At 72.0% G+C, this 22,272-nt stretch carries 22 protein-coding genes; 14 read left to right on the top strand and 8 right to left on the bottom strand.

Features of this window, described 5'->3' with window-relative positions:
* Nucleotides 1-60: 60 nt before the first annotated feature.
* Nucleotides 61-1,929: an AMP-dependent synthetase/ligase gene (locus ABZX75_RS05980; RefSeq protein ID WP_355408294.1), complete on the top strand. Its 1,869-nt coding sequence runs from the start codon at nucleotides 61-63 to the stop codon at nucleotides 1,927-1,929.
* A gap of 213 nt (nucleotides 1,930-2,142) precedes the next feature.
* On the opposite strand, the gene ABZX75_RS05975 is transcribed toward ABZX75_RS05980, so the two are convergent.
* The 3 genes from ABZX75_RS05975 to ABZX75_RS05965 all read right to left on the bottom strand — a co-directional run bounded on the left by ABZX75_RS05975 (nucleotide 2,143) and on the right by ABZX75_RS05965 (nucleotide 3,234).
* Nucleotides 2,143-2,274 carry a hypothetical protein gene (locus ABZX75_RS05975; protein WP_355408292.1) on the bottom strand — a complete coding sequence of 44 codons (132 nt, stop codon included), beginning with the start codon at nucleotides 2,272-2,274 and terminating at the stop codon, nucleotides 2,143-2,145.
* Between the two features lie 28 nt (nucleotides 2,275-2,302).
* Nucleotides 2,303-2,815, bottom strand: a complete 513-nt coding sequence (locus tag ABZX75_RS05970) for a hypothetical protein (protein ID WP_355408291.1) — start codon at nucleotides 2,813-2,815, stop codon at nucleotides 2,303-2,305.
* A gap of 209 nt (nucleotides 2,816-3,024) precedes the next feature.
* Entirely contained in the window at nucleotides 3,025-3,234 is a 210-nt protein-coding gene (locus ABZX75_RS05965; RefSeq protein ID WP_355408289.1) for a hypothetical protein, read from the bottom strand.
* 260 nt (nucleotides 3,235-3,494) lie between these two features.
* Between ABZX75_RS05965 and ABZX75_RS05960 the strand changes: the two genes are divergently transcribed.
* The gene (locus ABZX75_RS05960) at nucleotides 3,495-4,739 is read left to right on the top strand and encodes a Twin-arginine translocation pathway signal (RefSeq protein WP_355408287.1); all 1,245 of its coding nucleotides are present in this window, start codon (nucleotides 3,495-3,497) and stop codon (nucleotides 4,737-4,739) included.
* A gap of 1 nt (nucleotide 4,740) precedes the next feature.
* Nucleotides 4,741-5,055: a 4a-hydroxytetrahydrobiopterin dehydratase gene (locus tag ABZX75_RS05955; protein WP_355408285.1), complete on the top strand. Its 315-nt coding sequence runs from the start codon at nucleotides 4,741-4,743 to the stop codon at nucleotides 5,053-5,055.
* A gap of 143 nt (nucleotides 5,056-5,198) precedes the next feature.
* Here ABZX75_RS05955 and sph read toward each other — a convergent pair whose 3' ends face one another.
* On the bottom strand, nucleotides 5,199-6,197 hold the full coding sequence (gene sph / locus ABZX75_RS05950) for a sphingomyelin phosphodiesterase (RefSeq protein WP_355408283.1): 999 nt from the start codon (nucleotides 6,195-6,197) through the stop codon (nucleotides 5,199-5,201).
* Between the two features lie 171 nt (nucleotides 6,198-6,368).
* Between sph and ABZX75_RS05945 the strand changes: the two genes are divergently transcribed.
* Nucleotides 6,369-7,271 carry an oxygenase MpaB family protein gene (locus ABZX75_RS05945; protein WP_355408281.1) on the top strand — a complete coding sequence of 301 codons (903 nt, stop codon included), beginning with the start codon at nucleotides 6,369-6,371 and terminating at the stop codon, nucleotides 7,269-7,271.
* Between the two features lie 5 nt (nucleotides 7,272-7,276).
* Here the strand turns inward: ABZX75_RS05945 and ABZX75_RS05940 are convergent, their stop codons facing one another.
* A complete protein-coding gene (locus ABZX75_RS05940; protein WP_355408502.1) occupies nucleotides 7,277-8,806 on the bottom strand; it encodes a M1 family metallopeptidase in 1,530 nt (509 codons plus the stop codon).
* A 187-nt stretch (nucleotides 8,807-8,993) separates the two neighbouring features.
* On the opposite strand from ABZX75_RS05940, the gene ABZX75_RS05935 reads away from it, so the two are divergent.
* The 6 genes from ABZX75_RS05935 to ABZX75_RS05910 all read left to right on the top strand — a co-directional run bounded on the left by ABZX75_RS05935 (nucleotide 8,994) and on the right by ABZX75_RS05910 (nucleotide 15,519).
* A complete protein-coding gene (locus ABZX75_RS05935) occupies nucleotides 8,994-9,857 on the top strand; it encodes a hypothetical protein (protein WP_355408279.1) in 864 nt (287 codons plus the stop codon).
* 80 nt (nucleotides 9,858-9,937) lie between these two features.
* Nucleotides 9,938-12,475: a Tex family protein gene (locus ABZX75_RS05930; RefSeq protein WP_355408277.1), complete on the top strand. Its 2,538-nt coding sequence runs from the start codon at nucleotides 9,938-9,940 to the stop codon at nucleotides 12,473-12,475.
* Between the two features lie 271 nt (nucleotides 12,476-12,746).
* Nucleotides 12,747-13,247 carry a hypothetical protein gene (locus ABZX75_RS05925; protein ID WP_355408275.1) on the top strand — a complete coding sequence of 167 codons (501 nt, stop codon included), beginning with the start codon at nucleotides 12,747-12,749 and terminating at the stop codon, nucleotides 13,245-13,247.
* Complete coding sequence (locus tag ABZX75_RS05920) at nucleotides 13,237-14,415, top strand: MAB_1171c family putative transporter (protein ID WP_355408273.1); 1,179 nt, start codon at nucleotides 13,237-13,239, stop codon at nucleotides 14,413-14,415. The genes ABZX75_RS05925 and ABZX75_RS05920 overlap by 11 nt, the downstream gene beginning before the upstream one ends.
* A 30-nt stretch (nucleotides 14,416-14,445) precedes the next feature.
* Nucleotides 14,446-15,225, top strand: a complete 780-nt coding sequence (locus tag ABZX75_RS05915; protein WP_355408271.1) for an SDR family NAD(P)-dependent oxidoreductase — start codon at nucleotides 14,446-14,448, stop codon at nucleotides 15,223-15,225.
* A gap of 84 nt (nucleotides 15,226-15,309) precedes the next feature.
* Nucleotides 15,310-15,519 (top strand): hypothetical protein, encoded by a 210-nt coding sequence (locus tag ABZX75_RS05910; RefSeq protein ID WP_355408269.1) that lies wholly within the window; start codon nucleotides 15,310-15,312, stop codon nucleotides 15,517-15,519.
* Between the two features lie 204 nt (nucleotides 15,520-15,723).
* On the opposite strand, the gene ABZX75_RS05905 is transcribed toward ABZX75_RS05910, so the two are convergent.
* Nucleotides 15,724-17,361: an ABC-F family ATP-binding cassette domain-containing protein gene (locus tag ABZX75_RS05905; RefSeq protein ID WP_355408267.1), complete on the bottom strand. Its 1,638-nt coding sequence runs from the start codon at nucleotides 17,359-17,361 to the stop codon at nucleotides 15,724-15,726.
* A 108-nt stretch (nucleotides 17,362-17,469) separates the two neighbouring features.
* On the opposite strand from ABZX75_RS05905, the gene ABZX75_RS05900 reads away from it, so the two are divergent.
* Nucleotides 17,470-18,438, top strand: a complete 969-nt coding sequence (locus ABZX75_RS05900) for a GlxA family transcriptional regulator (protein WP_355408265.1) — start codon at nucleotides 17,470-17,472, stop codon at nucleotides 18,436-18,438.
* 348 nt (nucleotides 18,439-18,786) lie between these two features.
* On the top strand, nucleotides 18,787-19,416 hold the full coding sequence (locus ABZX75_RS05895; RefSeq protein ID WP_355408263.1) for a DJ-1/PfpI family protein: 630 nt from the start codon (nucleotides 18,787-18,789) through the stop codon (nucleotides 19,414-19,416).
* On the opposite strand, the gene ABZX75_RS05890 is transcribed toward ABZX75_RS05895, so the two are convergent.
* Complete coding sequence (locus ABZX75_RS05890) at nucleotides 19,400-20,212, bottom strand: enoyl-CoA hydratase-related protein (protein WP_355408261.1); 813 nt, start codon at nucleotides 20,210-20,212, stop codon at nucleotides 19,400-19,402. The genes ABZX75_RS05895 and ABZX75_RS05890 overlap by 17 nt on opposite strands.
* 76 nt (nucleotides 20,213-20,288) lie before the next feature.
* Here ABZX75_RS05890 and ABZX75_RS05885 point away from each other — a divergent pair, with 76 nt between their 5' ends.
* Together ABZX75_RS05885 and ABZX75_RS05880 are read left to right on the top strand one after the other, a co-directional pair.
* A complete protein-coding gene (locus tag ABZX75_RS05885; RefSeq protein WP_355408259.1) occupies nucleotides 20,289-21,005 on the top strand; it encodes an HdeD family acid-resistance protein in 717 nt (238 codons plus the stop codon).
* A gap of 106 nt (nucleotides 21,006-21,111) precedes the next feature.
* Nucleotides 21,112-21,657, top strand: a complete 546-nt coding sequence (locus tag ABZX75_RS05880; RefSeq protein WP_355408257.1) for an ATP-binding protein — start codon at nucleotides 21,112-21,114, stop codon at nucleotides 21,655-21,657.
* A 14-nt stretch (nucleotides 21,658-21,671) separates the two neighbouring features.
* Here ABZX75_RS05880 and idi read toward each other — a convergent pair whose 3' ends face one another.
* The gene (gene idi / locus ABZX75_RS05875; RefSeq protein ID WP_355408255.1) at nucleotides 21,672-22,271 is read right to left on the bottom strand and encodes an isopentenyl-diphosphate Delta-isomerase; all 600 of its coding nucleotides are present in this window, start codon (nucleotides 22,269-22,271) and stop codon (nucleotides 21,672-21,674) included.
* Between the last annotated feature and the right edge of the window lies 1 nt (nucleotide 22,272).

Below are 22,272 nucleotides of genomic sequence, written 5' to 3'. Positions count from 1 at the left end.
CAGCTTGGGTTCAACAGTATTGCTGTCGCACCAACGATGTGAAACGGCCAGGAGCTGCCCATGACCACGAACCTGCGACTGCCCGGACGACCCGAGGAGATCACACTCCCCGCCCTGCTGGCGCGCAACGCCGCCGAGTACGGAGAGCTGCCCGCCCTGTCGTGGCGCGCGGGCCCCGGCGCGGGGGAGTGGACCACCCTCAGCTGGACCGAGGTCCGCCGCGAGGTCGCCGCCCTCGCCTCCGGCTATGCCGCCCTCGGCATCGGGCGCGGCGAGCACGTGCTGCTGATGATGGGCAACCGCCCCGAACACTGGCTCAGCGACCTCGCCCTCGTCCACCTCGGCGCGGTCCCCGTCACCGTCTACGGAACCTCCGCGCCCGGGCAGGTGGCCCACATCGCCCGCCACAGCCGGGCCAGGGTCGCCGTAGTCGAAGGCGCCCGCGAACTCGGCCGCTGGGAACCGCTGCTGGCCGACGACACGGTCCCGCTGGAGCGGCTGGTCGTCGCCGAGGCCGCGGACGCCGGCCCGCACCGGACGTACGGATCCCTCCAGGCGAGCGGGGCCCGCCCGCACCGCGCCGACGCCTTCGAGAAGGCCTGGCGCGAGACCCGCCCCGAGGACCCGCTGACCGTCGTCTACACCTCCGGCACCACCGGCGACCCCAAGGGCGTCCCGCTGACCCACCGCAACATCATGCTCCAGGCGGTCCGCCTCGACCGGAACGTCGAACTGCCGGAACACGCCGAGCACATCTGCTACCTGCCCTTCGCGCACATCGCCGAACGCATTCTCGGCATCTACCTGCCGCTCCTGCGCGCCGCCCACGTGCGGCTGTGCGCCGACCCCGCCGCCGTCTCGGAGGCGGTCCGCGAACTGCACCCCGTGCAGTTCTTCGGCGTGCCCCGGGTGTGGGAGAAGCTCGCCGCTTCCGTACGGGCGGTGCTCGCCCGCCTCCCGCGGGAACAGCGGGAGGCGATCGAGGCCGCGAACGACCTCGCCCGCGCCCGGGCCGGGCACCGTGAGCGCGGCGAGGAGGTCCCGGCCGCGCTCGAAGCCTCGTACGCCAGGGCGAAGGAGCGGGTCCTCGACCCGATGCTGGCCCTGGCCGGGCTGGACCGGCTGCTCTGGACGGCCAGCGCGACGGCGCCGATGCCGATCGACGTGGTCCGCTTCTGGGCGGGCTGGGGCATCACCATCATGGACGCCTGGGGGCTCGCCGAGACCTCCGGCGTGTGCACGGTCAACAGCCCGGACGGCTTCCGGCTCGGTTCGGTGGGCCGCCCGATCGAGGGGCTGGAGCTGAAGGTCGCCGAGGACGGGGAGATCCTGACCCGAGGTGCGACCGTCTTCAGCGGTTATCTGCGGGCGGACGGGTCGGTGGAGAGCGCGGCCGACGGGGAGGGCTGGTTCCCGACGGGCGACATCGGCCGGATGGACGAGGACGGGTTCCTCTGGCTGACCGACCGCAAGAGGGAGCTGATCATCACCTCGAACGGCAAGAACGTCTCACCGGCGCTGGTGGAGAACACCGTCAAGGAGCATCCGCTCATCGGGCAGGCCCTGGTACACGGCGACGGCCGCTCCTACCTCGTCGCCCTGCTCGTCCTGGACCCGGAGCTGGCGCCGGCCTGGGCGGCGGCCCGGGGGATCGAGGCCCCTTCCCTGAGCGCGCTCGCCGGGCACCCCGCCGTCCGGGAGGAGATCGCCCGCGCGGTCGAGGCGGCCAACGCCCGGCTCAACCGGACCGAGCAGATCAAGAGGTACCGGCTGCTGACCGAGGAGTGGGGCCCCGAGTCCGGCGAGCTCACCCCCTCGCTCAAGCTGCGCCGCCGGGTGGTGCGCGACAAGTACGGCGCGCTCATCGACGGCCTGTACGAGGCCCCGTACGACGGCCCGGAAACGCGGGCGGTGAAGGAAGGCGGCTGACCGGGGCGGGCGCCCGGAGGTCTCCCGCGGGTGCCCGCCGTCCGGCGGGCACCCGCGGGAGCCGGTCAGCGGCCGATCACCGGGTGGTGGTCGGATAGAGACTAAGCGCAACATGACGCTCAGGTACCTCACGGCCACCACCGTACGAGCCGCAGGCGGCGCCCGGTGTGAGGAGCCCCGGTCGGAAGAGGACCGGCCGGGGCTCCAGACGGCTCAGTTCTGGCCGCTCGGGAAGAGGAAGCCACGCACGGGGCGGGGCTCATCCGGGTCGCGGGAGTCGGGCTCCTGCGCTGCTCGCCACTCAGCTACCAGATCTGCGTACCGCGGATCGATCCACTCGGTCACGTTGGCCTCCTTGCCTTGGCCCCAGAGACTACGGCCACTCAGGCTTGGGCATCGGGCGGATCGCGCAGCTCGGTGCGTGCTGGCACTTCGCGGAGACCTCGGTGACGCCGTCGCCAGGGGCGGTCCACAGTTCCAGGTCCGGCTCGTATCCAGCGGCTCGGATCGCGGCCAGTGTGTGCTCGTGGACTGCCGGGTCGTAGCGGCCGGCGTCGGGCAGCTGGGGGTAGTGGTGGACGAACTCGCCGCCGAGCCGCTTGTTCAGGCCCGCGTACACGGCGGTGTGCAGGATGAGGGCGTGCCACCCCTCGTCCACAACGCGGGACGGGGCGATGCCCTTGTCGGTCCTTGCGCCAGCAGCGACGAACTTGAGGCCCTCGACGGTGACCCGCTCGGCCATCGTCCAACCCATGTCGGGGTTGTTGCCGGCGACAGTCGCGACAACCGCCATGAAGTCGTCAGCGGAGAGCAGGGCCCGGGCGTCGTGGGCCCCGCGCGTGAGCGTCGCCGCGCGGCCGGGTGCTGCGCCTCCGGCCGGCTTCACGGAGCAGGGTGGTACCGGGCTGCAGGGCTGGTTCTTACGGGCCACAGGGGTCTCCTTGGTGAGATTCCGATGGTGCGAAGGGGCCGCCCCCGTCGGGGACCGGCGGTTCATCCCGGCAGGGGCGGGGTCTTAGTGGGTGCCGACGACGATCGCGGCGAAGACGCCGAGCACGATGACGACGTACAGGACTTGCCGGGCGAGCTCGCCCATCAGACCGGTTCGATGTTGTCGACGGCGGTGGTGATTTCACGGCCGGACGGGACGCGGATGTACGCCAGCTCGACCCAGCGCCCGTATGCAGCGTCATCCGACACGTTCTCGTTGATGACGGCCATCAGCTCGCCCTCGGCACCGGACGCGATGTCACGTACCCGCCGCTTCAGTAGCCGGTGCGGCACGTACTCGTATGCCTCAGTCATCTGACGGCTCCAGCTTCCAGCTGGCGGCCGCGAGGAACCGCGCCCAACCGGCGTCCGCTCGGGCGATCAGCTCGGCGCTGGGGCCCGACGGACGTTCAGGCAATGTCCGGCGCTCCCGGCCCCGTTCGTCTGCGCTGTTCGTCGTCATAGGAGGATGATGGGCTGGCACGCAGATGGGCAGATAGGCCATCGCGTGGCCATCGGTGGCCACGTAGCGGCCACGGCCGGGGACAGACGTGATGACACCTCAGACTGGGGCCATGGGCCACCGCAATGACGCACTCAGGGCCGCCCGGCTCCGGGTGAGCTGGCGCACCATGGAGGCTGCCGCCGCGGGGCTTCAGGCGCACGGGCAACGCCTCCTCGATGATTCGCACTTCACGGTGTCGGCCCGGACATGGCGGCGGTGGGAAGGCCCGGAGCCCGGCTGGCCGCCGGAGGAGCGGGCGATCGTGCTGCACGACGCGCTCGGCCAGTGGCCCGAGGATCTCGGATTCACGGCGCCCGCCGACTGGATCCGTCCCGAGGCACACCAAGAGGAAGACGTGAAACGCAGGACGTTCGCATCCTTGACAGCCGCCGCGCTCGTGCCCGGCCCCACCGCGCCCCAGCACGTTGACCCCGCACTGATTGGGTACTTCCAAAGCCAGCTGGAGGGCCATTACCGGGCAGACATGATGCTCGGCCCGCACGACCTCATCGGCACCGTATCTGCCCAGTACCAGCTCATCGACAAGCTGGTTCGCAATGCGAAGGACGAGACCCGCCGCGGCCTGCTCCGAGTCGGCGCTGCGTACGCCGCGCTGGTCGGCTGGCTCTACCAGGACGCCGGGGACCTCGGCGCGGCCAGGTTCTGGCGGGGCATAACGCAGGAGATCGCGGCCCGCTCCCGGGACCCGCATCTCATCGGCTACAGCCTCGTCAACCTTGCGCAGGTCCGCACAGACCTCGGCGACGGCCACGGGGTCATCGGCCTGTGCGAGGCCGCCCTCGACGACGACAGGCTCTTTCCGAAGGTCCGTGTGATGGCCATGCAGCAGCAGGCCCACGGCGCCAGCCTCACCGGAGACCGCACCGCCGTCGACCGCCTCATCGACACCGCGGACAGCCTCATCTCCCACGTGGACGATGACCTGCCCTGGGGCAACGCCTGCCGACGGACACCCGGTTACCTGGAGGTGCAGCGGGCCACTTGCTACGGCCGGTTGGGTCTCGGCCGGGAAGCGGAGTACCTGTGGTCACAGGTGCTCGTCGCAGTGCCGTCCACCGCGCGCAGAGACCGTGGTGTGTACCTTGCCCGGCACGCTACGGCGGCCGCCGTAGCCCGGGAGCCGGATCACGCGGTCGAGATCGCTCGGGAAGCCGCAGCCATTGCTGTGGAGACCCGCTCCGTGCGAATGCACGGCGAACTGACGAGCCTGGAGCGGGCGATGCGGCCGTGGCACGATGCCCCGGTGGGCCGGGACCTCACCGAGATCCTGGCGCCTGTCAACGAGGGGAGCTGACATGGACGTACCGACGCCGCTGTCCGACGAGGAGATCGCCGAGCATCTGGCCGGGCTGCCGGGGTGGGAGCGGAAGGGTCACGAGATCACCCGCACCTACGACATCCGCTATCACGCGGCGGTGGCCGCGATCGTGACCATCGCCGACCGGTCCCGCCGCATCCAGCACCACGCCGATCTCGACCTGCGCATCGACCACCTCCGGGCGTCCATCACCACCCACGACGCCGGTCACCGGCTGACGGACGCGGACTTCGACTTGGCGCACCGCATCGACGCAATCGTGGCCGCGCACCAGGCCCTCCCGCTCGACTGAGCCGGGACGCACGAAGGCGCCCCCTCCCGGACCCCAAAGGGCCGAGAGGGGGCTGTGTGCGTCCAGGCGGGTGGTGCCGGTGTGGGCTCCGGCGGACGAGGTGCCCGCTGAGCGGCCCACGGCGGCTGAAAGGCCTTGTTCAACTAGGGGGCCACATACCCCACAACAGGATAATGGTCGGAGAGGTTGGTGTAGGTGTAGGAAGTGCCCCAGCTGGAGACCGTCCAGGGCGCCGACTCCTCCTTGACCACGTTGTTCTCCCAGCCCGCCGGGCGGGCGTGGCCCTTGCGGTGGAGGACGTAGTCCAGGTCCTCGCGCGGGTCGCTCGGGTAGCGGTAGCTCGCTATCGAGTTCATCGCGGTGTCGAAGGAGTACGGGTGGCCCGTGCGGGTGTCGGAGCCCGCCAGGTCGGCGTTCGCGAGCATGGCGGCGTACTCGGGAGTGTGCGAGTCGACGTTCATGTCGCCCGCCACGATGACCTGTTCGCTCGCCGGGATGTTCTTCCCGTCCAGGAACGCGTCGATGGCGCGGAACTGGCGGGCGCGCATGTCGGCCGCCTCGCCCGCGCCGCAGCCCGGGTCGGTGGACTGCGCGTGGGTGCCGACCACGTGCACCCTGCTGCCGTTCACGTCCAGCACCGCATAGGCGAAGCCCTTGTTGGACCACCAGTCGGCGCCGCAGGCGTCCTTGTACACGACCTGTTCCTTGCGGACGATGGGCCACTTGCTCAGGACCGTGACGCCGCCGTCCTCCGGGGTGGTGGAGGAGTACGCGCCGCCCGTGGCGTCCCAGCCGGTCTTGCCGCGCCCGACGACCGGGGTCTGGTACGGGTACTGCGCCGCCGAGTTGGCCTTCAGCGCGTCCGAGGCGGCGTTGTCGAAGGCCTCCTGGATCACCACTACGTCGTGCCCCTGGTAGAAGGAGGCCCGGGGGATCTGCGCGGCCCGGTGGTCCTGGCCCCAGTTCGGGTAGAGGTTCTTGCTCATCAGGAACACGTTGTACGACAGGACGCTGAGCCGCGGGGCGGCGGCGCTCTCCGCCGCCGTGGCGGCGGGCGCGGTGGTGACGGCCAGCGCGCCGGCGGCGACCACCGCGACGGCCGCGGCGGCGGCCCGGTGGCGCTGGTGCGAGGTGTGCAGCATGGAGTCTCCATCATTCCTGCGGGGGAAGATCGGCTCCGTCATCCAAGCAGCCGCGGTTACCTCTGGGTAACACCTGTGACAAGACTTTCTGTCCGCTCCGGGACATCGCGGGGGTGCGCCCGACCGCGGTCATACTGGAAGGACAGAGGGGCTACATCTGGGGGCAAGCGCATGAGCACCACGCGACATCCGGCCGAAGGGCCCTCCGGGACGACGGCCCGCCGCCGGAGCGACCCCGAGCCGCCTCCGCCGGGCGGAGTGCTGTGGACGATCGCCGGCGACATCCGGGCCCTGCTGATGCTGCCGGCCGCCTTCACCATGCAGGTCGCGCACCCGGCGATCGCGGCCGGGGTGGACCAGTACTCCGTCTTCCGCACCGACCCCTGGGGCCGGGGCGAGCGCTCGCTGCGCTCCGTGCAGCTGTGGGTGTACGGCGGGGAGGACGCCGCCGAGGAGGGCCGCCGGGTGCGCCGGCTGCACAAGGAGATCCAGGGCACCGACACCCGCGGGAGGCGCTACCACTCCCTCGACCCCGCCTGCTACGCCTGGGTGCACGCCACCGGCTTCCCCGTCTACCTGTACGCCGGGCGGTACCTGCTGCGCCGTTTCACCCCCGCCCAGGAGCGGCAGCTCTACCGCGAGTGGCTCCAGGTGGGCCGGATCCTCGGCCTCCACGACCGTGACATGCCGCAGAGCATCGAGGAGTACTGGCCCTACTACCGCCGGATGCTGGCCGAGGAGATCGAACCCACCGAGGTCGCCCGCGAGCTGGTCGCCACCGATGTGCCGCTCCCGCCCCCGGAGGGCGGGCCGCCCGCCGTACGGCTGTTGCTGCGGCTCGCCTGGCCGGTGCTGCGGGTGGCGTTCCTGCGCTTCCGCGCCTTCACCACCGTCGGGTACATGCCGCCCGAGGCGCGCGCCGCCATCGGGCTGGAGTGGAGCCCGGCCCAGGAGCGCAGGCTCCGGTGGTTCAGCACGGCCGTACGGCTCCTCGTACCGCTGCTGCCGGAGCGACTGCGGTACCTGCCCATCGCGCGGGCGGCGCGGGCCCGATGGCGCGCCGCCGCCCGCTGAGGGGCTCAGTGGCCGTGGTCGTGGACCGTGTTCGTCTCCGCGATCTTCTTCCAGGACTTCGGCTCCACCGGCGCGGCCGGGGCGCTCCGGAGTGAGCCGGCCGCCGGGGACTGGGTGGTCCGGGCGGCGGCGGGGCCGAGGGCCGAGGCGGCCGGCTTGCCCGGGGTGTACAGCCAGGTGTCGAACAGCTGGGCCAGTGGCTGCCCGGAGACCTCCTCCGCGTACCGGACGAAGTCCCCGACCTCGGCGTTGCCGTAGGCGCGCTCGGTCGGCCAGCCCTTGAGGATCCGGAAGAACTTCTCGTCGCCGACCTCGTTGCGCAGCGCCTGCACCGCGATCGCCCCCCGGTCGTAGACGGCTCCGTGGAACTGGTTCGCCGCGCCCGGGTCACCCGGCTTGACCTGCCAGAACGGGTCTTCGGCCGGGCGGGACGCATAGGCCCAGTCGGCCAGCTCCCGAGCCGTGCCCTCGCCCTCCTTCTCCGACCACAGCCACTGGCTGTAGCGGGCGAAGCCCTCGTTGATCCAGATGTCCTTCCAGCCCTCGACGGACACGCTGTCGCCGTACCACTGGTGGGCCAGCTCGTGCACGACCACCGAGACGTTGGCGCCGTTCTGGAACTGGCGCGGGCCGTAGAACGGCCGTGTCTGGGTCTCCAGTGCGAAGCCCGCGCTCACGTTCGGGACGTAGCCGCCCAGTGCGTTGAAGGGGTAAGGGCCGAACACGCCCTCCAGCCACTCGGCGACCTCGCCGGTCCGCTCCACGCTCGCCCGCGCCGCGCCCGCGTGGTCACCGAGGTCCTTGCTGTAGGCGTTGAGGATCGGCAGCCCGCTCGCCGTCTTGTCGGTGGTGATGTCGAACTTGCCGACGGCCAGCGTGGTGAGGTAGGTGGCCTGCGGTTTGTTGGAGCGCCAGTTGTACCGGGTCCAGCCGAGCCGCGAAGTCTGCGACTGGAGCACGCCGTTGCTGATGGCCTGGGTGCCGTCGGGGACGCTGACGGACACGTCGAAGGTGGCCTTGTCGAGCGGGTGGTCGTTGCTCGGGAACCACCAGATCGCCGAGTCGGGCTCCTGCGCCGCCACGCCGCCGTCGGGCGTACGGTGCCAGGCCGTCCACCCGTCCACCTTCAACGCGGAGGGCTTGCCGGCGTACTTGACGACGACGGTCAGCGGAGTGTTGCGCGCGAGCGGCTTCGCCGGGGTGACCTCCAGCTCCTGCGTCCCGGACGTGGCGAACCCGGCCTTGACACCGTTGACCCGCACCTCGCTGACCTGAAGGCCGAAGTCGAGGTTGAAGCGGGACAGGTCCTGCTTCGCGGTGGCCAGCAGGGTGGCCGTCCCTTCGAGGAGGTCCGTCTGCGGCTGGTACTTCAGGCGCAGGTCGTAGTGGGACACGTCGTATCCGCCGTTGCCGCTGGCCGGGTAGTAGGGATCGCCGATGCCCGGGGCGCCCGGAACCGAACTCGCCGCCGACGCCGGGATCACCAGCAGCAGGGAGGCGGCGAGGACGCTCGGGGCGATGACTTTGCGGTGCACGCAGAACTCCAAGTGGGAGAGGAGGCGGTTCCGTTCGAAGGTATTCACCCCGGAGCGGGAGGTCATGTCCATGGCCCCTGCTGTCACACGATCGCCATGCGGCCGCCACCGGGGAGAAACGGCCCGAAACCGCCGTCGTGCCGCGCGGGTCTACCCGACATACTGAGCAGTCGGTAACCTACGCGCCATGACGCTTCCCCCGCTCGCCGCCCGCCGCTGCTGGCACGCCGCGATCAACCCGCTGCACGCCACCATCTACTTCTCGCCGGACCTCGCCAAGGAACTCGCGGCCCTCGGCGTCACCGACCCCGTCGCCGTCAACCTCGCCAGCCGCGCCGCCGCCATGGGCGCCGTCGGCTCCGGCACGGTGACCGCCACCTTCTACAACTACCGTCAGGACCTGGTGGCCCGGCACCTGCCCGCCGTATGGGACAGCGCCACCCCGGAGCAGGTCCTCGCGGCCCGGCTGCGGGCCGCCGACACCACCCTGCGCCGCCTGCTCGGCGCCGAGACCATCGAGTCCCCCGAGCTCGCGGAGGCCGCCGGCCTGGCGATGCGCGCAGCCGAGGGCTGCACCCGCCACGCCCGCACCCTCTACGCCGCCCACGCGGACCTCCCCGTACCCGAGGAGCCGCACCTGCTCCTGTGGCACGCCACCACCCTGCTGCGCGAGCACCGCGGCGACGGCCACCTCGCGGCCCTGCTCATCGCGGACCTCGACCCCGTGGAGGCCCTGGTCAGCCACACCGCCACCGGCCGGGGCATGACCCCGAAGTGGATCACGGCCAGCCGTGGCTGGGAGCAGTCCGACCTGGACGCCGCCGCCGAGCGGCTGCGCGCCCGCGGGATCCTCGACGCGAACGGCGAGCTCACCGAGGAGGGCAAGGCCGTACGCGAGCGCCTCGAAGCGGACACCGACCGCCTCGACGCGGCCCCGTACGAACACCTCGGCGCCCAGGGCCTGGCCCGTCTCGCCGAACTCGGCGGCGGTTTCGTCATGAAGGCGATCGCCGCCGGGGCCTTTCCGCGCGACCTCTTCGGCAAGGTCTGAGCAGGGTCCCGGCGTCCGTCACCACCACCTGCCACAATTGGCAGCCTTCCAGTGCAAACGAAGGCAGGCGGAACCCGATCGTGACGACGTCCATCGAAGCCAGGATCGCCGAGGAGCTCGGCGTACGGGAGCGGCAGGTCAAGGCCGCCGTCGAGCTGCTCGACGGCGGTTCCACCGTGCCGTTCATCGCGCGCTACCGCAAGGAAGCGACCGAGATGCTCGACGACGCCCAGCTGCGCACCCTCGAGGAGCGGCTGCGGTATCTGCGCGAGCTGGAGGACCGGCGCGCGGCGATCCTCGACTCCGTACGGGAGCAGGGCAAGCTCGACGCCGAGCTGGAGGCGCGGATCCACGCGGCCGACACCAAGGCCCGGCTGGAGGACATCTACCTGCCCTTCAAGCCCAAGCGGCGCACCAAGGCGCAGATCGCCCGCGAGGCCGGCCTGGAGCCGCTCGCCGACGGGCTGCTGGCCGACCCGTCGGTGGAACCGGCCGCGGCGGCGGCCGCGTTCGTCGACGCCGGCAAGGGCGTCGCCGATCCGGCGGCAGCTCTGGACGGCGCCCGCGCCATCCTCACGGAGCGCTTCGGCGAGGACGCCGACCTGATCGGCGAGCTCCGCGAACGCATGTGGACCCGCGGCAGGCTCGTCGCCAAGGTCCGTGAGGGCAAGGAGGAGGCGGGCGCCAAGTTCGCCGACTACTTCGACTTCGCCGAGCCCTTCACCGCGCTGCCCTCTCACCGCGTCCTGGCCATGCTGCGCGGTGAGAAGGAGGACGTCCTCGACCTCACCCTGGAGCCGGAGGACCGCGAGGACTCAGCCACCCCCGGGCCCTCCACGTACGAGGGGATGGTCGCCCGCCGGTTCGGCATCAACGATCGCGGCCGGCCGGGCGACAAGTGGCTGGCCGACACGGTCCGGTGGGCGTGGCGCACGAAGATCCAGGTGCACCTCGGCATCGACCTGCGGATGCGGCTGCGGCAGGCCGCCGAGGACGAAGCCGTACGGGTCTTCGCGTCGAACCTGCGCGATCTGCTGCTCGCCGCACCCGCCGGCACCCGCGCGACGCTCGGCCTGGACCCGGGTTTCCGTACGGGAGTGAAGGTCGCCGTCGTGGACGCGACCGGCAAGGTCGTGGCGACCGATGTGATCTATCCGCACGTGCCCGCCAACAAGTGGGACGAGTCCCTCGCCAAGCTCGCCCGCCTCGCCGAGGAGCACGCGGTAGATCTCATCGCCATCGGCAACGGCACGGCTTCCCGCGAGACCGACAGGCTGGCCGGGGACCTCATCACGCGTCACCCCGAGCTGAAGCTCACCAAGGTCATGGTCTCGGAGGCCGGTGCCTCCGTGTACTCGGCCTCGGCCTTCGCCTCGCAGGAACTCCCCGACATGGACGTGTCGTTGCGCGGCGCGGTCTCCATCGCCCGCCGTCTCCAGGACCCGCTCGCCGAGCTGGTCAAGATCGACCCGAAGTCGATCGGCGTGGGCCAGTACCAGCACGACCTGTCGGAGGTGAAGCTGTCGCGCTCCCTCGACGCGGTGGTCGAGGACTGCGTGAACGGAGTCGGCGTGGACGTCAACACCGCCTCCGCGCCCCTGCTCTCGCGGGTCTCGGGCATCAGCGGCGGACTCGCCGAGAACATCGTGGCCCACCGCGACGCCAACGGCCCCTTCCGCAGCCGCAAGGGGCTCAAGGACGTGGCCCGGCTGGGTCCGAAGGCGTACGAGCAGTGCGCGGGCTTCCTGCGGATCCGCGGCGGGGACGACCCGCTGGACGCCTCCGCCGTGCACCCCGAGGCCTACCCGGTGGTCCGGGCGATGGGCAAGGCGGCGGGCGGTGAGGTGGCGGCCCTGATCGGCAACACCGGTGTACTGCGCTCCCTGCGGCCGGAGCAGTTCGTCACCGAGGCCTTCGGCCTGCCCACGGTCACCGACATCCTGCGGGAGCTGGACAAGCCGGGCCGCGACCCGCGACCCGCCTTCAAGACGGCCACCTTCAAGGAGGGCGTGGAGAAGATCGGCGACCTCGCCCCCGGGATGATCCTTGAGGGTGTGGTCACCAACGTGGCCGCCTTCGGCGCCTTCATCGACATCGGCGTCCACCAGGACGGCCTGGCGCACGTCTCGGCGCTGTCGAAGAACTTCGTCAAGGACCCCCGCGACGTGGTCAAGCCCGGGGACATCGTCCGCGTGAAGGTCATGGACGTGGACATTCCGCGCAAGCGGATCTCGCTGACGCTGCGGCTGGAGGACGAGGCCGGGGCGGAGCGTGCGCCGGGCGCCCCCAGGCAGCGCGAGGAGAGGCAGGAGCGGCGGGGCGGCGGCGGCCGTCCTCCGCAGCAGCGTGGCGCGGGAACGGCACGCGAGGGCGCCAAGAACCAGAGCCAGGGTCAAGGCCAGGGGCAGGACCAGGGCCAGCGGCAGGCGGGACAAGGCGGTCAGGGCGGCCAGGGCGGTCAGGGCGGTCAGGGCGGCGGCCAGGGCCGGCGCGGCCAGGGGCCGAGCCGTCGGCCGGGCGGCGGCAGCACGTCCGCCCCCGCTCCCGCCAACAGTGCGATGGCCGACGCCCTGCGACGCGCCGGACTCACCGGGCCCGAGGAGCGTCGCAAGCGGTAGGGACCTCGGCCCCGTGCCTTTGCGGCCACCCGGCGCGCGGCGGTCTCCGTACGGAATGGCCGAATAGGCACCCGCGAAGCGGACTTGCCTTGCCATTTCCCGTACAAGATCTGTAGGCATGGTGGAACGCCCGTTCGTCACCCGGCGGACGGGCTTCCGTATTTCCCTCAGGACCGCATTCCCCGAGGCCGCCTTGAAGGCACAGGACGCCATGCCCATGCCCACACACGCCTACCGACGCTGCCCGAGAAAGGGTCCGAAGAGGGATCACATGCCGTACCCGCAACTCAGCCTGCGCAAAAGGTGCGAGACCATTCTCGGCCATCTGGATCTGACCCATCCGTTCTCTCTCGACGGGCTGTGCCATCGAATAGCCGAACAGCGAGGCCGCCCCATCAGGCTGCACCCGCTCCCCAAAGAGGCGGCGGAATCCGGCGTCTGCGGACTGTGGGTGGGCACCGCCACCGTCGACTACGTCTTCTACGAGGCCCAGACCACCCCGCTGCACCGCGAGCACATCGTGCTCCACGAGCTCGGCCACATCCTCTTCGGCCACCACTCGCTGGAGGGCGAGGATGCCGATGGAGGTGCTCCCGTCGTCCTGGGGCGCACCAACTACACCACCCGCCAGGAGCAGGAGGCGGAGATGCTCGCCAGCATGATCCGCATCCGCACGGCGAACACCGGCCCGCAGTCGGCCGCCCCGGCCCGCGGCACCCTGGCCCGGCTGGAATCCGCCATGGGGTACGAGCGGGGGAACCATGGCAGCTGACCTGACAGCCTTCGGCAACTGGCTCGCCGTCCCCAGTGTGCTCTGCCTGTGGATCGCGGTCCTGCTCCGCGCCCCGGGGGCCCTGCGCTCCCCGCAACAGCGCGGCCTGTGGCTCGCCGTCGCCACCGCCGCCGCCGCGATGACCCTGAACCTCCCCGACGTCGTCGCCTACGCGATGCGCGACCCCGGCTACTCGCACACCGTAGGCCTCGTCCGCAACCTCATCGGCGTGCTGTCGGCGGGCGCCGTGATCTACTTCGTGGCCGCGGCCACCCGCGGCCGCCGGCTCCAGCTCGCCGCCTGGATCGCCACCGCGTGCTGGCTGACCACGCTCGTGGCTCTGGACGCCGCCGCGCCGGCACACGGCACGCACACCATGCCCCCGGTCGGCGAGCCCGTGCCCTCCCTCGCGTACTGGCTCGTCCTGATCTCCGCGCACGTGATCGCGAACATCATCTGTGTCTCGCTGTGCTGGCGCTACAGCCGTCGTACCGAGAGCCGCGGCCTGGCAGCCGGGCTGCGCCTGTTCGGCCTCGGCACCGCGCTCGCCGGGCTGTTCTGGTTCGCGTACCTGCTCAAGGCCCTCTTCGACAGCACCTGGGCGATGCCCGCCCTGCCGCTGCTGATGAACCTGCACGGCATACTGCGCGCCGCCGCGATCCTCGTGCCGACGCTCTTCACCTTCCGCCGCACCGCCGCCGACATCGCCACCGCCTGGCGGCTGTGGCCGCTGTGGCGCGACCTGGTCCACGCCGTCCCGCACGTCGCCCTCAACAAGCCCCGGGCCGGCCGGGTCCTGGAACTGCTGTGGCCGCCCGTCCCGCGCAACCTGCTGGTGTACCGCAAGGTCATCGAGACGCGCGACGCCATCCTGATCCTCGGCGAGTACGTCGCCCCGGGCGTCCCGGAACGCGCCCGCAGCCACGTCGCCGGGAGCGGGGTCCCCGAGCAGCGGCGCACCGCGGCCGCGCTGGCCTGCGTACTGAAGGAGGCGCGGCAGGCGAAACTGGCCGGACGGGCCGGGCAGCCGGGCGAGGCGGCCGCGCTGGAGCTGCCCGCCGCCATGCAGACCTCCGCGGAGGGCGGAGACCTGGCGGACGAGGCCCGCTTCCTCGTCGACGTCGCCCACGCCTACGCCTCGCCGGCCACCACCGCCTTCACCCCGTGACACGTTCGACCGCTGGGAAGTGACGCTCTCTTGACCACCGTTCTGATCACCGGGGCCAGTGCCGGACTGGGCGCGGCCTTCGCCCGTGGCTTCGCCGCCAAGGGCTGCGACCTGGTCCTCGTCGCCCGTGACAAGGACCGGCTCGACTCGGTCGCGGCAGAGCTCGGCCGGGAGTTCGCAGCGGCCGCCGAGGTACTGGCGGCCGACCTGCTGGACCCCAGCGGCCGCGCCTCGGTGGTCGAGCGGCTCGCCGACCGGGCGCGGCCGGTGGACATCCTCGTCAACAACGCGGGCTTCGGACTTCCCGCGCCCTTCCCGTACAGCCCGGTCGAGGACGAGGAGCGGATGCTCGACCTGCTGGTCAAGGTCCCGCTCCGGCTCACCCACGCCGTGCTGCCCGGCCTGCGCGAGCGCCGGCGGGGCGCGGTGGTCAACGTCTCCTCGGTGGCCGGACTCCTGCCGACCGGGACCTACGGCGCCGCCAAGGCCTGGATCACCGCTTTCAGCGAGTCGCTCCGGGTGGACATGGAGCCGTACGGGGTCAGGGTCCTGGCGGTGGTTCCCGGCTTCACCCGCACCGAGTTCCAGCAGCGGGCCGGCATGGACGTCAGCGCGCTGCGCGAAGCGGTCTGGCTGGAGCCCGAGGAGGTGGTGGCCAAGGCCCTGCGCGACCTCGCGCTGCGCCGCCCGGTCAGCATCACCGGCCGCCGCTACCAGGCGTACGCACTGGCCGCACGTCACCTCCCGCGCGGCTTCGTGGCCCGCAGGATGGCCCGCAAGCGCCGACCTCCGGCCGACCGCCCGGCCTGAGCGGGCAGGGGGCCGGGTTTGCCGGGCCCTCGCCAGGGCACCCGCTGGGCGAGGGAGGGCCGCACGGGGTAGAGGAGGTGTGCCATGGAGGACCAGGGTGGCGCCGGAGGCGTTCCGCTGAACGACGAGGGCGACGAGGCGCAGCGCCGCAAGCCGCACACGGAACGGCCCGAGGCCGAGCCGGGGCCCGTCCGGGCCGCGGACACGGACGAGGCCAGCCGCCTCGACCGGCCGCAGGACCCCAAGGAGCCCCGCAAGCACCGCAGTGAGGGGAAGGGGCCCGAGGAGTACTAGGTCGTCTCTTTTGGATCTTGTCGGCCGCGCCCGCGTTGACCGGTGCCGTGCATCGGAAGGCGGAGGAGCGTCCTTGTACTGGACGTACTGGGGCGCTTTCGACAACGCAGCGAGGTGCGGTGCCGGGCAGCGCGGGCCCGGCAAGATCCAAAAGAGACGGGCTAGTCCGGGAGCCCGGCATGACCAGGTGTGCCCGGGGCCGTGCTAGAGCTCGGTGACCTTGCCGTCCGCCACTTCCAGGCGCCGGGTCACGTGGACGGCGTCCAGCATGCGGCGGTCGTGGGTGACCAGCAGCAGAGTGCCCTCGTACGCCTCCAGGGCGGCCTCCAGCTGCTCGATCGCCACGAGGTCGAGGTGGTTCGTGGGCTCGTCCAGCACCAACAGGTTCACCCCGCGGCCCTGGAGCAGCGCCAGGGCCGCCCGGGTGCGCTCGCCGGGGGAGAGGGTGGCCGCGGGGCGCAGTACGTGCGCTGCCTTGAGTCCGAACTTGGCCAGCAGGGTGCGCACTTCGGCCGGTTCCGTTTCCGGGACGGCCGCGCAGAAGGCCTCCAGCAGCGGCTCCTCGCCGAGGAAGAGCCCCCGGGCCTGGTCCACTTCGCCGACCAGCACCCCCGAACCCAGCGTGGCCGCACCGGAGTCCGGCGTCAGCCGGCCGAGCAGGACGGCCAGGAGGGTGGACTTGCCGGCACCGTTGGCACCGGTGATCGCCACCCGGTCCGCCCAGTCGATCTGCAGACTGGCCGGGCCGAGTACGAAGTCCCCGCGCCGGACGGCCGCCTCGCGCAGCGTCGCCACCACCGAGCCGGAGCGCGGCGCCGCCGCGATCTCCATCCGCAGCTCCCACTCCTTGCGCGGCTCGTCGACGACTTCGAGACGCTCGATCGCGCGCTGCGTCTGGCGGGCCTTCGACGCCTGCTTCTCGCTCGCCTCGCTGCGGAACTTCTTGCCGATCTTGTCGTTGTCCGTCGCCTTGCGGCGGGCGTTCTTGACGCCCTTGTCCATCCAGCCGCGCTGCATCTGGGCCCGGCCTTCGAGCGCCGAGCGCTTGTCGGCGTACTCGTCGAACTCCTCGCGGGCATGGTCGCGGGCGCGCTCGCGCTCCTCCAGGTAGGCCTCGTAGCCGCCGCCGTAGAGGTTGATCTGCTGCTGGGCCAGGTCGAGTTCGAGGACCTTGGTGACCGTCCGGGTGAGGAACTCGCGGTCGTGACTGATCACGACCGTGCCCGCGCGCAGCCCCTTGACGAACCGCTCCAGCCGCTCCAGGCCGTCCAGGTCCAGGTCGTTGGTGGGCTCGTCGAGGAGGAAGACGTCGTAGCGGGAGAGGAGCAGCGAGGCGAGACCCGCACGGGCCGCCTGGCCGCCCGAGAGCGCGGTCATGGGGAGGTCCAGGCCGACGGAGAGGCCGAGGTCGTCGGCGACCTCCTGGGCCCGTTCGTCGAGGTCCGCGCCGCCCAGGTTCAGCCACTGGTCGAGCGCGGTCGCGTACGCGTCGTCCGCGCCCGGGGTCCCGTCCACCAGGCCCTGCGTGGCCGTGTCCAGCTCCGCCTGCGCCGCGGCCACGCCCGTACGCCGGGCCAGGAAGTCCCGCACCGACTCGGCGGGGCGGCGCTCCGGCTCCTGGGGCAGGTGGCCGACGGCGGCGGTGGGCGGGGAGAGCCGCAGCTCACCGGTCTCGGGCGTGTCCAGCCCGGCGAGCAGGCGCAGCAGCGTGGACTTCCCGGCGCCGTTGACGCCGACCAGGCCGATGACGTCGCCGGGCGCGACGACGAGGTCGAGATCGGCGAAGAGCGTGCGCTCACCGTGCGCGGCGGTCAGCTTCTTGGCGACGAGGGTTGCAGTCATGATGTGCCGATCCTATCCGCGCCCCGGAGCCGTCCTGGATGACAGATGGCCGGATAGGTGGGAAGCACGGCATTGCGGCCACCGGGACCTGCGTCACACCATGAGGCCATGTCGTTGCCACGCGTGCTCGTCGTCCTCTACGACGGGGTCCAGAGCCTGGACGTGACCGGGCCGGTCGAGGTCTTCGCCGGCGCCGCCCGCTTCCCCGGGCGGACCGGGTACGAGATCCGGACGGTGTCGCCGGGCGGTGCGCCGGTCCGCACGAACAGCGGGCTGACGCTGGTCCCGGACGGGGACCTGGAGAGCGCCCGGCCGGGGGCGGGGACGACGCTGCTGGTGCCGGGAGGCCAGTACACGGCGGACTTCGAGCCGCGGATCACCGACTGGCTGCGCGCTCACGGGGGTGGCGCGGAGCGGCTGGTGTCCGTGTGCACGGGCGGACTGCTGCTGGCCGAGGCCGGGTTCCTGGAGGGGCGCCGGGCCACGACGCACTGGTCCGTGTGCGAGCGGATGGCGCGGGACTACCCGGACGTCGTGGTCGAGCCGGACCCGATCTACGTACGGGACGGACCGGTCGCCACCTCGGCCGGGGTCACGGCGGGGATCGACCTCGCGCTGGCGCTGGTGGAAGAGGACCACGGGCGGGAGGTGGCGCTGACGATCGCCCGGCACCTGGTGGTGTTCCTGCGCCGGCCCGGGAACCAGGCGCAGTTCAGCGCGCAGCTGGCGGCGCAGACGGCGCGGCGGGAGCCGCTGCGGGATGTCCAGCAGTGGATCACGGAGCACCCCGGCGAGGACCTGAGCGTGGAGTCCCTGGCGGCGCGGGCCAGGCTGTCGCCGCGGCACTTCGCGCGGGCGTTCCACGCGGAGACGGGGGTGACGCCGGGGCGGTACGTCGAGCGGGTGCGGGTGGAGCATGCGCGGCGGCTGCTGGAAGAGAGCGGGGAGGGGATCGCGCAGATCTCGCGGGAGTGCGGGTACGGGACGCCGGAGGCGCTGCGGCGGGCGTTCGTGCGAACGCTGGGCCAGCCCCCGACGGAATACCGCCGCCGCTTCGGGACCACGGCGGGCCCGTAGACCTGGCCGCTGCCGCTGCCGCTGCCGCTGCCGCTGCCTTGCTCGACCTTGCCTTGGTCGTCCCCGCCGTGCCCGACACCGCCCGTGCCCCGGCGGGCCGGAGCCGCTGCGCTGAGTCCGGGCCCCACCCCGCCCTTCCCGGCACCGGGCTGCGCCCCCGGAACCTGATGGCGTACGCCGCCCCGTTCCGGGCGGCGCCCGGCCTCGGCCCGGTCCGTTCCGGGCCGGGCCGCGAACAGACAGGCGGTGGGGCGGCCCCGAGGGACGGGGACGCCTCGCCTGACAGAGACCCGCTGGCCCGCACCCCGGGCAGCGCACCGTAAGCGCGTCAACCGCTCCGGAGGAGACATGCAGATCGCCGTACTGCTTTACGACCGTTTCACCGCCCTCGATGCCGTCGGGCCCTACGAGACCCTCGGCGCGCTCCAAGGGGCCGAGACCGTGTTCGTGGCCGAGCGGCCGGGAGCCGTGCGCAACGACTCGGGGTCGCTCGCGCTCATCGCCGACAAGGGGTTCGACGAGGTCACACGGCCGGACATCGTCATCGTGCCCGGCGGGCCGCAGCCCGAGGCCGAGATGAGGAACCCCGCCGTACTGGACTGGCTGCGGGCGGTGGACGCCACCAGCACCTGGACCACCTCGGTCTGCACGGGGTCCTTGCTGCTGGCCGCCGCCGGGCTGCTCGACGGGCGGCGGGCCACCAGCCACTGGCTCTACCTCGACCGGCTGCTCCCCTTCGGCGCGACCCCCACCGGTGAGCGCGTGGTGTCCGACGGCAAGTACGTCACCGCCGCCGGGGTCTCCGCCGGCATCGACATGGGGCTCACCCTGCTCGGCCGGATCGCGGGTGACGCGTACGCGCAGACCGTGCAGCTGATGACGGAGTACGACCCCCAGCCGCCCTACGACGCCGGCTCGCCGGCCAAGGCCCCCGCCGAGATCGTCGCCCGGCTCAGGGCCCTCAACCCGCCGGAGTAGCTCCTGGCGCGGACCCGCTCCCCGGTGTCCAGCCGAAGGCCGGGGTACGGCGTTCCAGGAACGCGGCGACACCCTCCGCGGTGTCGCCGCTCGCGCCCGCCTGCTCCGCCCAGTAACCGTCCCGGTCCGTCCGGCCGTCCGCGAACTCCTTGGCCGCCGCCTGCGTCAGCTGCGAACGCGCGGCCAGGATGCGCGTGAACTCGGCGACCCGCTTGTTCAGTTGGCCGGTCGGCAGCAGCTCGTTCAGGAATCCGGCGCGCAGTGCCTGCTCGGCGTCGATCAACTCCGCCGAGAACAGCAGGTACTTGGCCCAGGCCGGGCCCACCAGTCCCGCCAGCCTCCGGGTGGAGGACGCCGGGTAGACGATGCCCAGCTTGGCCGGGGTCACCCCGAACGACGACCCCTCCTCGGCGAAGCGCAGGTCGCAGGCGGCCGCCAGCTGGCTGCCGCCGCCCACGCAGAATCCGCGGATCGCCGCCAGTGTGGGCTTCGGGAAGGCGGCCAGGGCCTCTTCCGCCGTCACCGCCAGCATCCGGGCGTCGTCGTCCCCCGTGAGCGAGGAGATGTCCGCCCCGGCACAGAAGGTCGGGCCGGCGCCGGTCAGCACCAGCACCCGTACGACGGGATCGGCCGCCAGTGCGGTCAGCAGGCCGGGAAGCGCCCGCCACATCGCGGCCGTCATGGCGTTGCGCTTGGCGGGGTGCGAGATGACGACGGTGGCGACTCCGCCGGCGACCGTGTGCAGGAGGGCTGCCTCCTGTGCGGCGTCCTGTGCGGCGTCCTGTGCTGCGTCCATGCGCCGGATGCTATCCGGCGCCCCGGTCCCTATGATCGGGAGTCGGACCCGGGGGTTGCGAGGAGGTGGCACGTCCATGGGCGCAGACCGCAGCGAGGCGAAGGGCGAGGCGAGGGGACGGGCGCGGGGTCGACGGGCGTGGGGACGGGCAGGCGGCCCGGAACCGCAGCACGAGAAGAAGAAGCTCAGCCGCAGTTTCGGGCTGTTGGCCCTGCTCGGCCTGATCCTCGTACTGGTCGGCCTGGTGGGTCTGGTCTACACCGGCGTGGCCACCCTGACCTCGATGTTCCTCTTCGGCTGGCTGCTGCTGGCGGGCGGTGTGGTGGGCCTGCTCCAGGCCGTGCAGTCGCGCGAGAGCAACTACTTCTGGCTCGCCGTCATCGTGGCGGCGATCAACCTCGCGGCCGGCTTCGTGATCCTGCGCCGTCCCGAGGCGAGCGCCGAGGCGCTGACCATGTTCGCCGCGCTGCTCTTCCTCACCGGCGGCCTGTTCCGGCTGGCCGGGTCCCTGGTCGTGCGCGGGGCGAACTTCGGGCTCTCGCTCGTCCAGGGCGCCTTCGGGGTCCTGCTGGGCATCCTGGTGCTCGCCAGTTGGCCCGGCAGCAGTCTGTACGTGATCGGAACCTTCTTCTCCCTCGCCCTCCTGTTCGACGGCCTCAGCCTGGTGGCCCTGGGCCTGGGCGCCCGGCGCATTCTGGGTCTGGTCAGGGAGGACGAGGTGGCGGCGGATGCGGGCGGGCGGGACGAGGCGCGCGAGGCGGCCGAGAACCGACGAGTAGAAGAGCAGGAATAGTCGAACAATTGACTCTGTCATACGCCAGCGGTCAAAAAGTGTGCGATTGACGCTGTCTTCTGGTCAGTCGTCCGGCCCGGACGGCCCCGTTCCCCACTCTTGACGCGTGGAGACGATCGAGCGTGAAGACGGGGGACGGAAGATGGATGTCAGCGGGAGTGTCCCGCCGGTCACGGGAGGTGAGCCGGAGGCTCCGGCCGACCCTCTCGCGTACGAGGGAGTCTGGCGGTTCACCGCTCCCGCCGTAGAAGAATCCGTTCCGCAGGCGCGCCGGGCGGTCCGGGAGCTGCTCGGGCGCCAGGGGGTGCCGGCCGATCAGGACCTCGTGTACGCGCTGCTCCTGATCGTCTCCGAGCTGGTGACGAACTCGGTCCGGCACGCCGCCCTGCTCTCCCCGGAGGTCGCGGTCGAAGTCGCGATCGGACGCGAGTGGGTACGGGTGGCCGTCGAGGACGACCACCCCTACCGCCCCAAGGCGCTGGAAGCGGATTTCGGCCAGACCGGCGGCCGGGGTCTGCTCCTGGTGCGGGAGGTAACGCTGGAGGCCGGCGGGGTCTGCGACGTCGAGCACACCTCGACCGGCGGCAAGGTCATCTGGGCGGCCCTGCCGCTCACCGCATCCGGCCCCGCCGGCTCGGCCTCCGCCGTCTGACCGGCGGGATACCGCTACCAGCCCGCCGCGTCACCCGTCAGCTCGCGGATCGCGGGCCGCGCCGCGTCCAGCACGGTCGTGAACCAGGCCGAGAACGGCGCCTCGGCATGCCGCTGCGCCAATTCCCCGGCGGTCACGAAGGCGGTGTCGCCGACCTCCTCCGGATCCGGCCGGAGCGCCGCCTGCGCGAGTCCCACGAACAGGTGGTTGTACTCCTGCTCCACCAGGCCCGACGCGGGGTCCGGGTGGTTGTAGCGCACCGTCCCCGCCTCCGCGAGCAGCGAGGGGGACAGCCCCAGCTCCTCGTGGGTCCGCCGGGCCGCCGCCGCGAACGGTGACTCCCCGGGGTAGGGATGACCGCAACAGGTGTTCGACCAGACGCCGGGGGAGTGGTACTTGCCCAGGGCCCGCCGCTGGAGCAGCAGGCGGCCCTGCTCGTCGAAGAGGAACACGGAGAACGCCCGGTGCAGCAGCCCGGGCGCCTGATGGGCGGAGAGCTTCTCCGCCGTGCCGATCGTGTTGCCGGACTCGTCGACCAGTTCGAGCATGATCGTTTCTTGAGTGCCGGTGCCGTTGGACGCGCTGCTCGCGGCGGTGGCTGGTGTGGTCGGCATA

This window comes from Streptomyces sp. NPDC003038 (genome assembly GCF_040611115.1).
GTDB lineage: Bacteria > Actinomycetota > Actinomycetes > Streptomycetales > Streptomycetaceae > Streptomyces.
The sequence above is the reverse complement of the archived record's forward strand: the minus strand, read 5'-3'. Positions and strand labels throughout refer to the sequence as shown.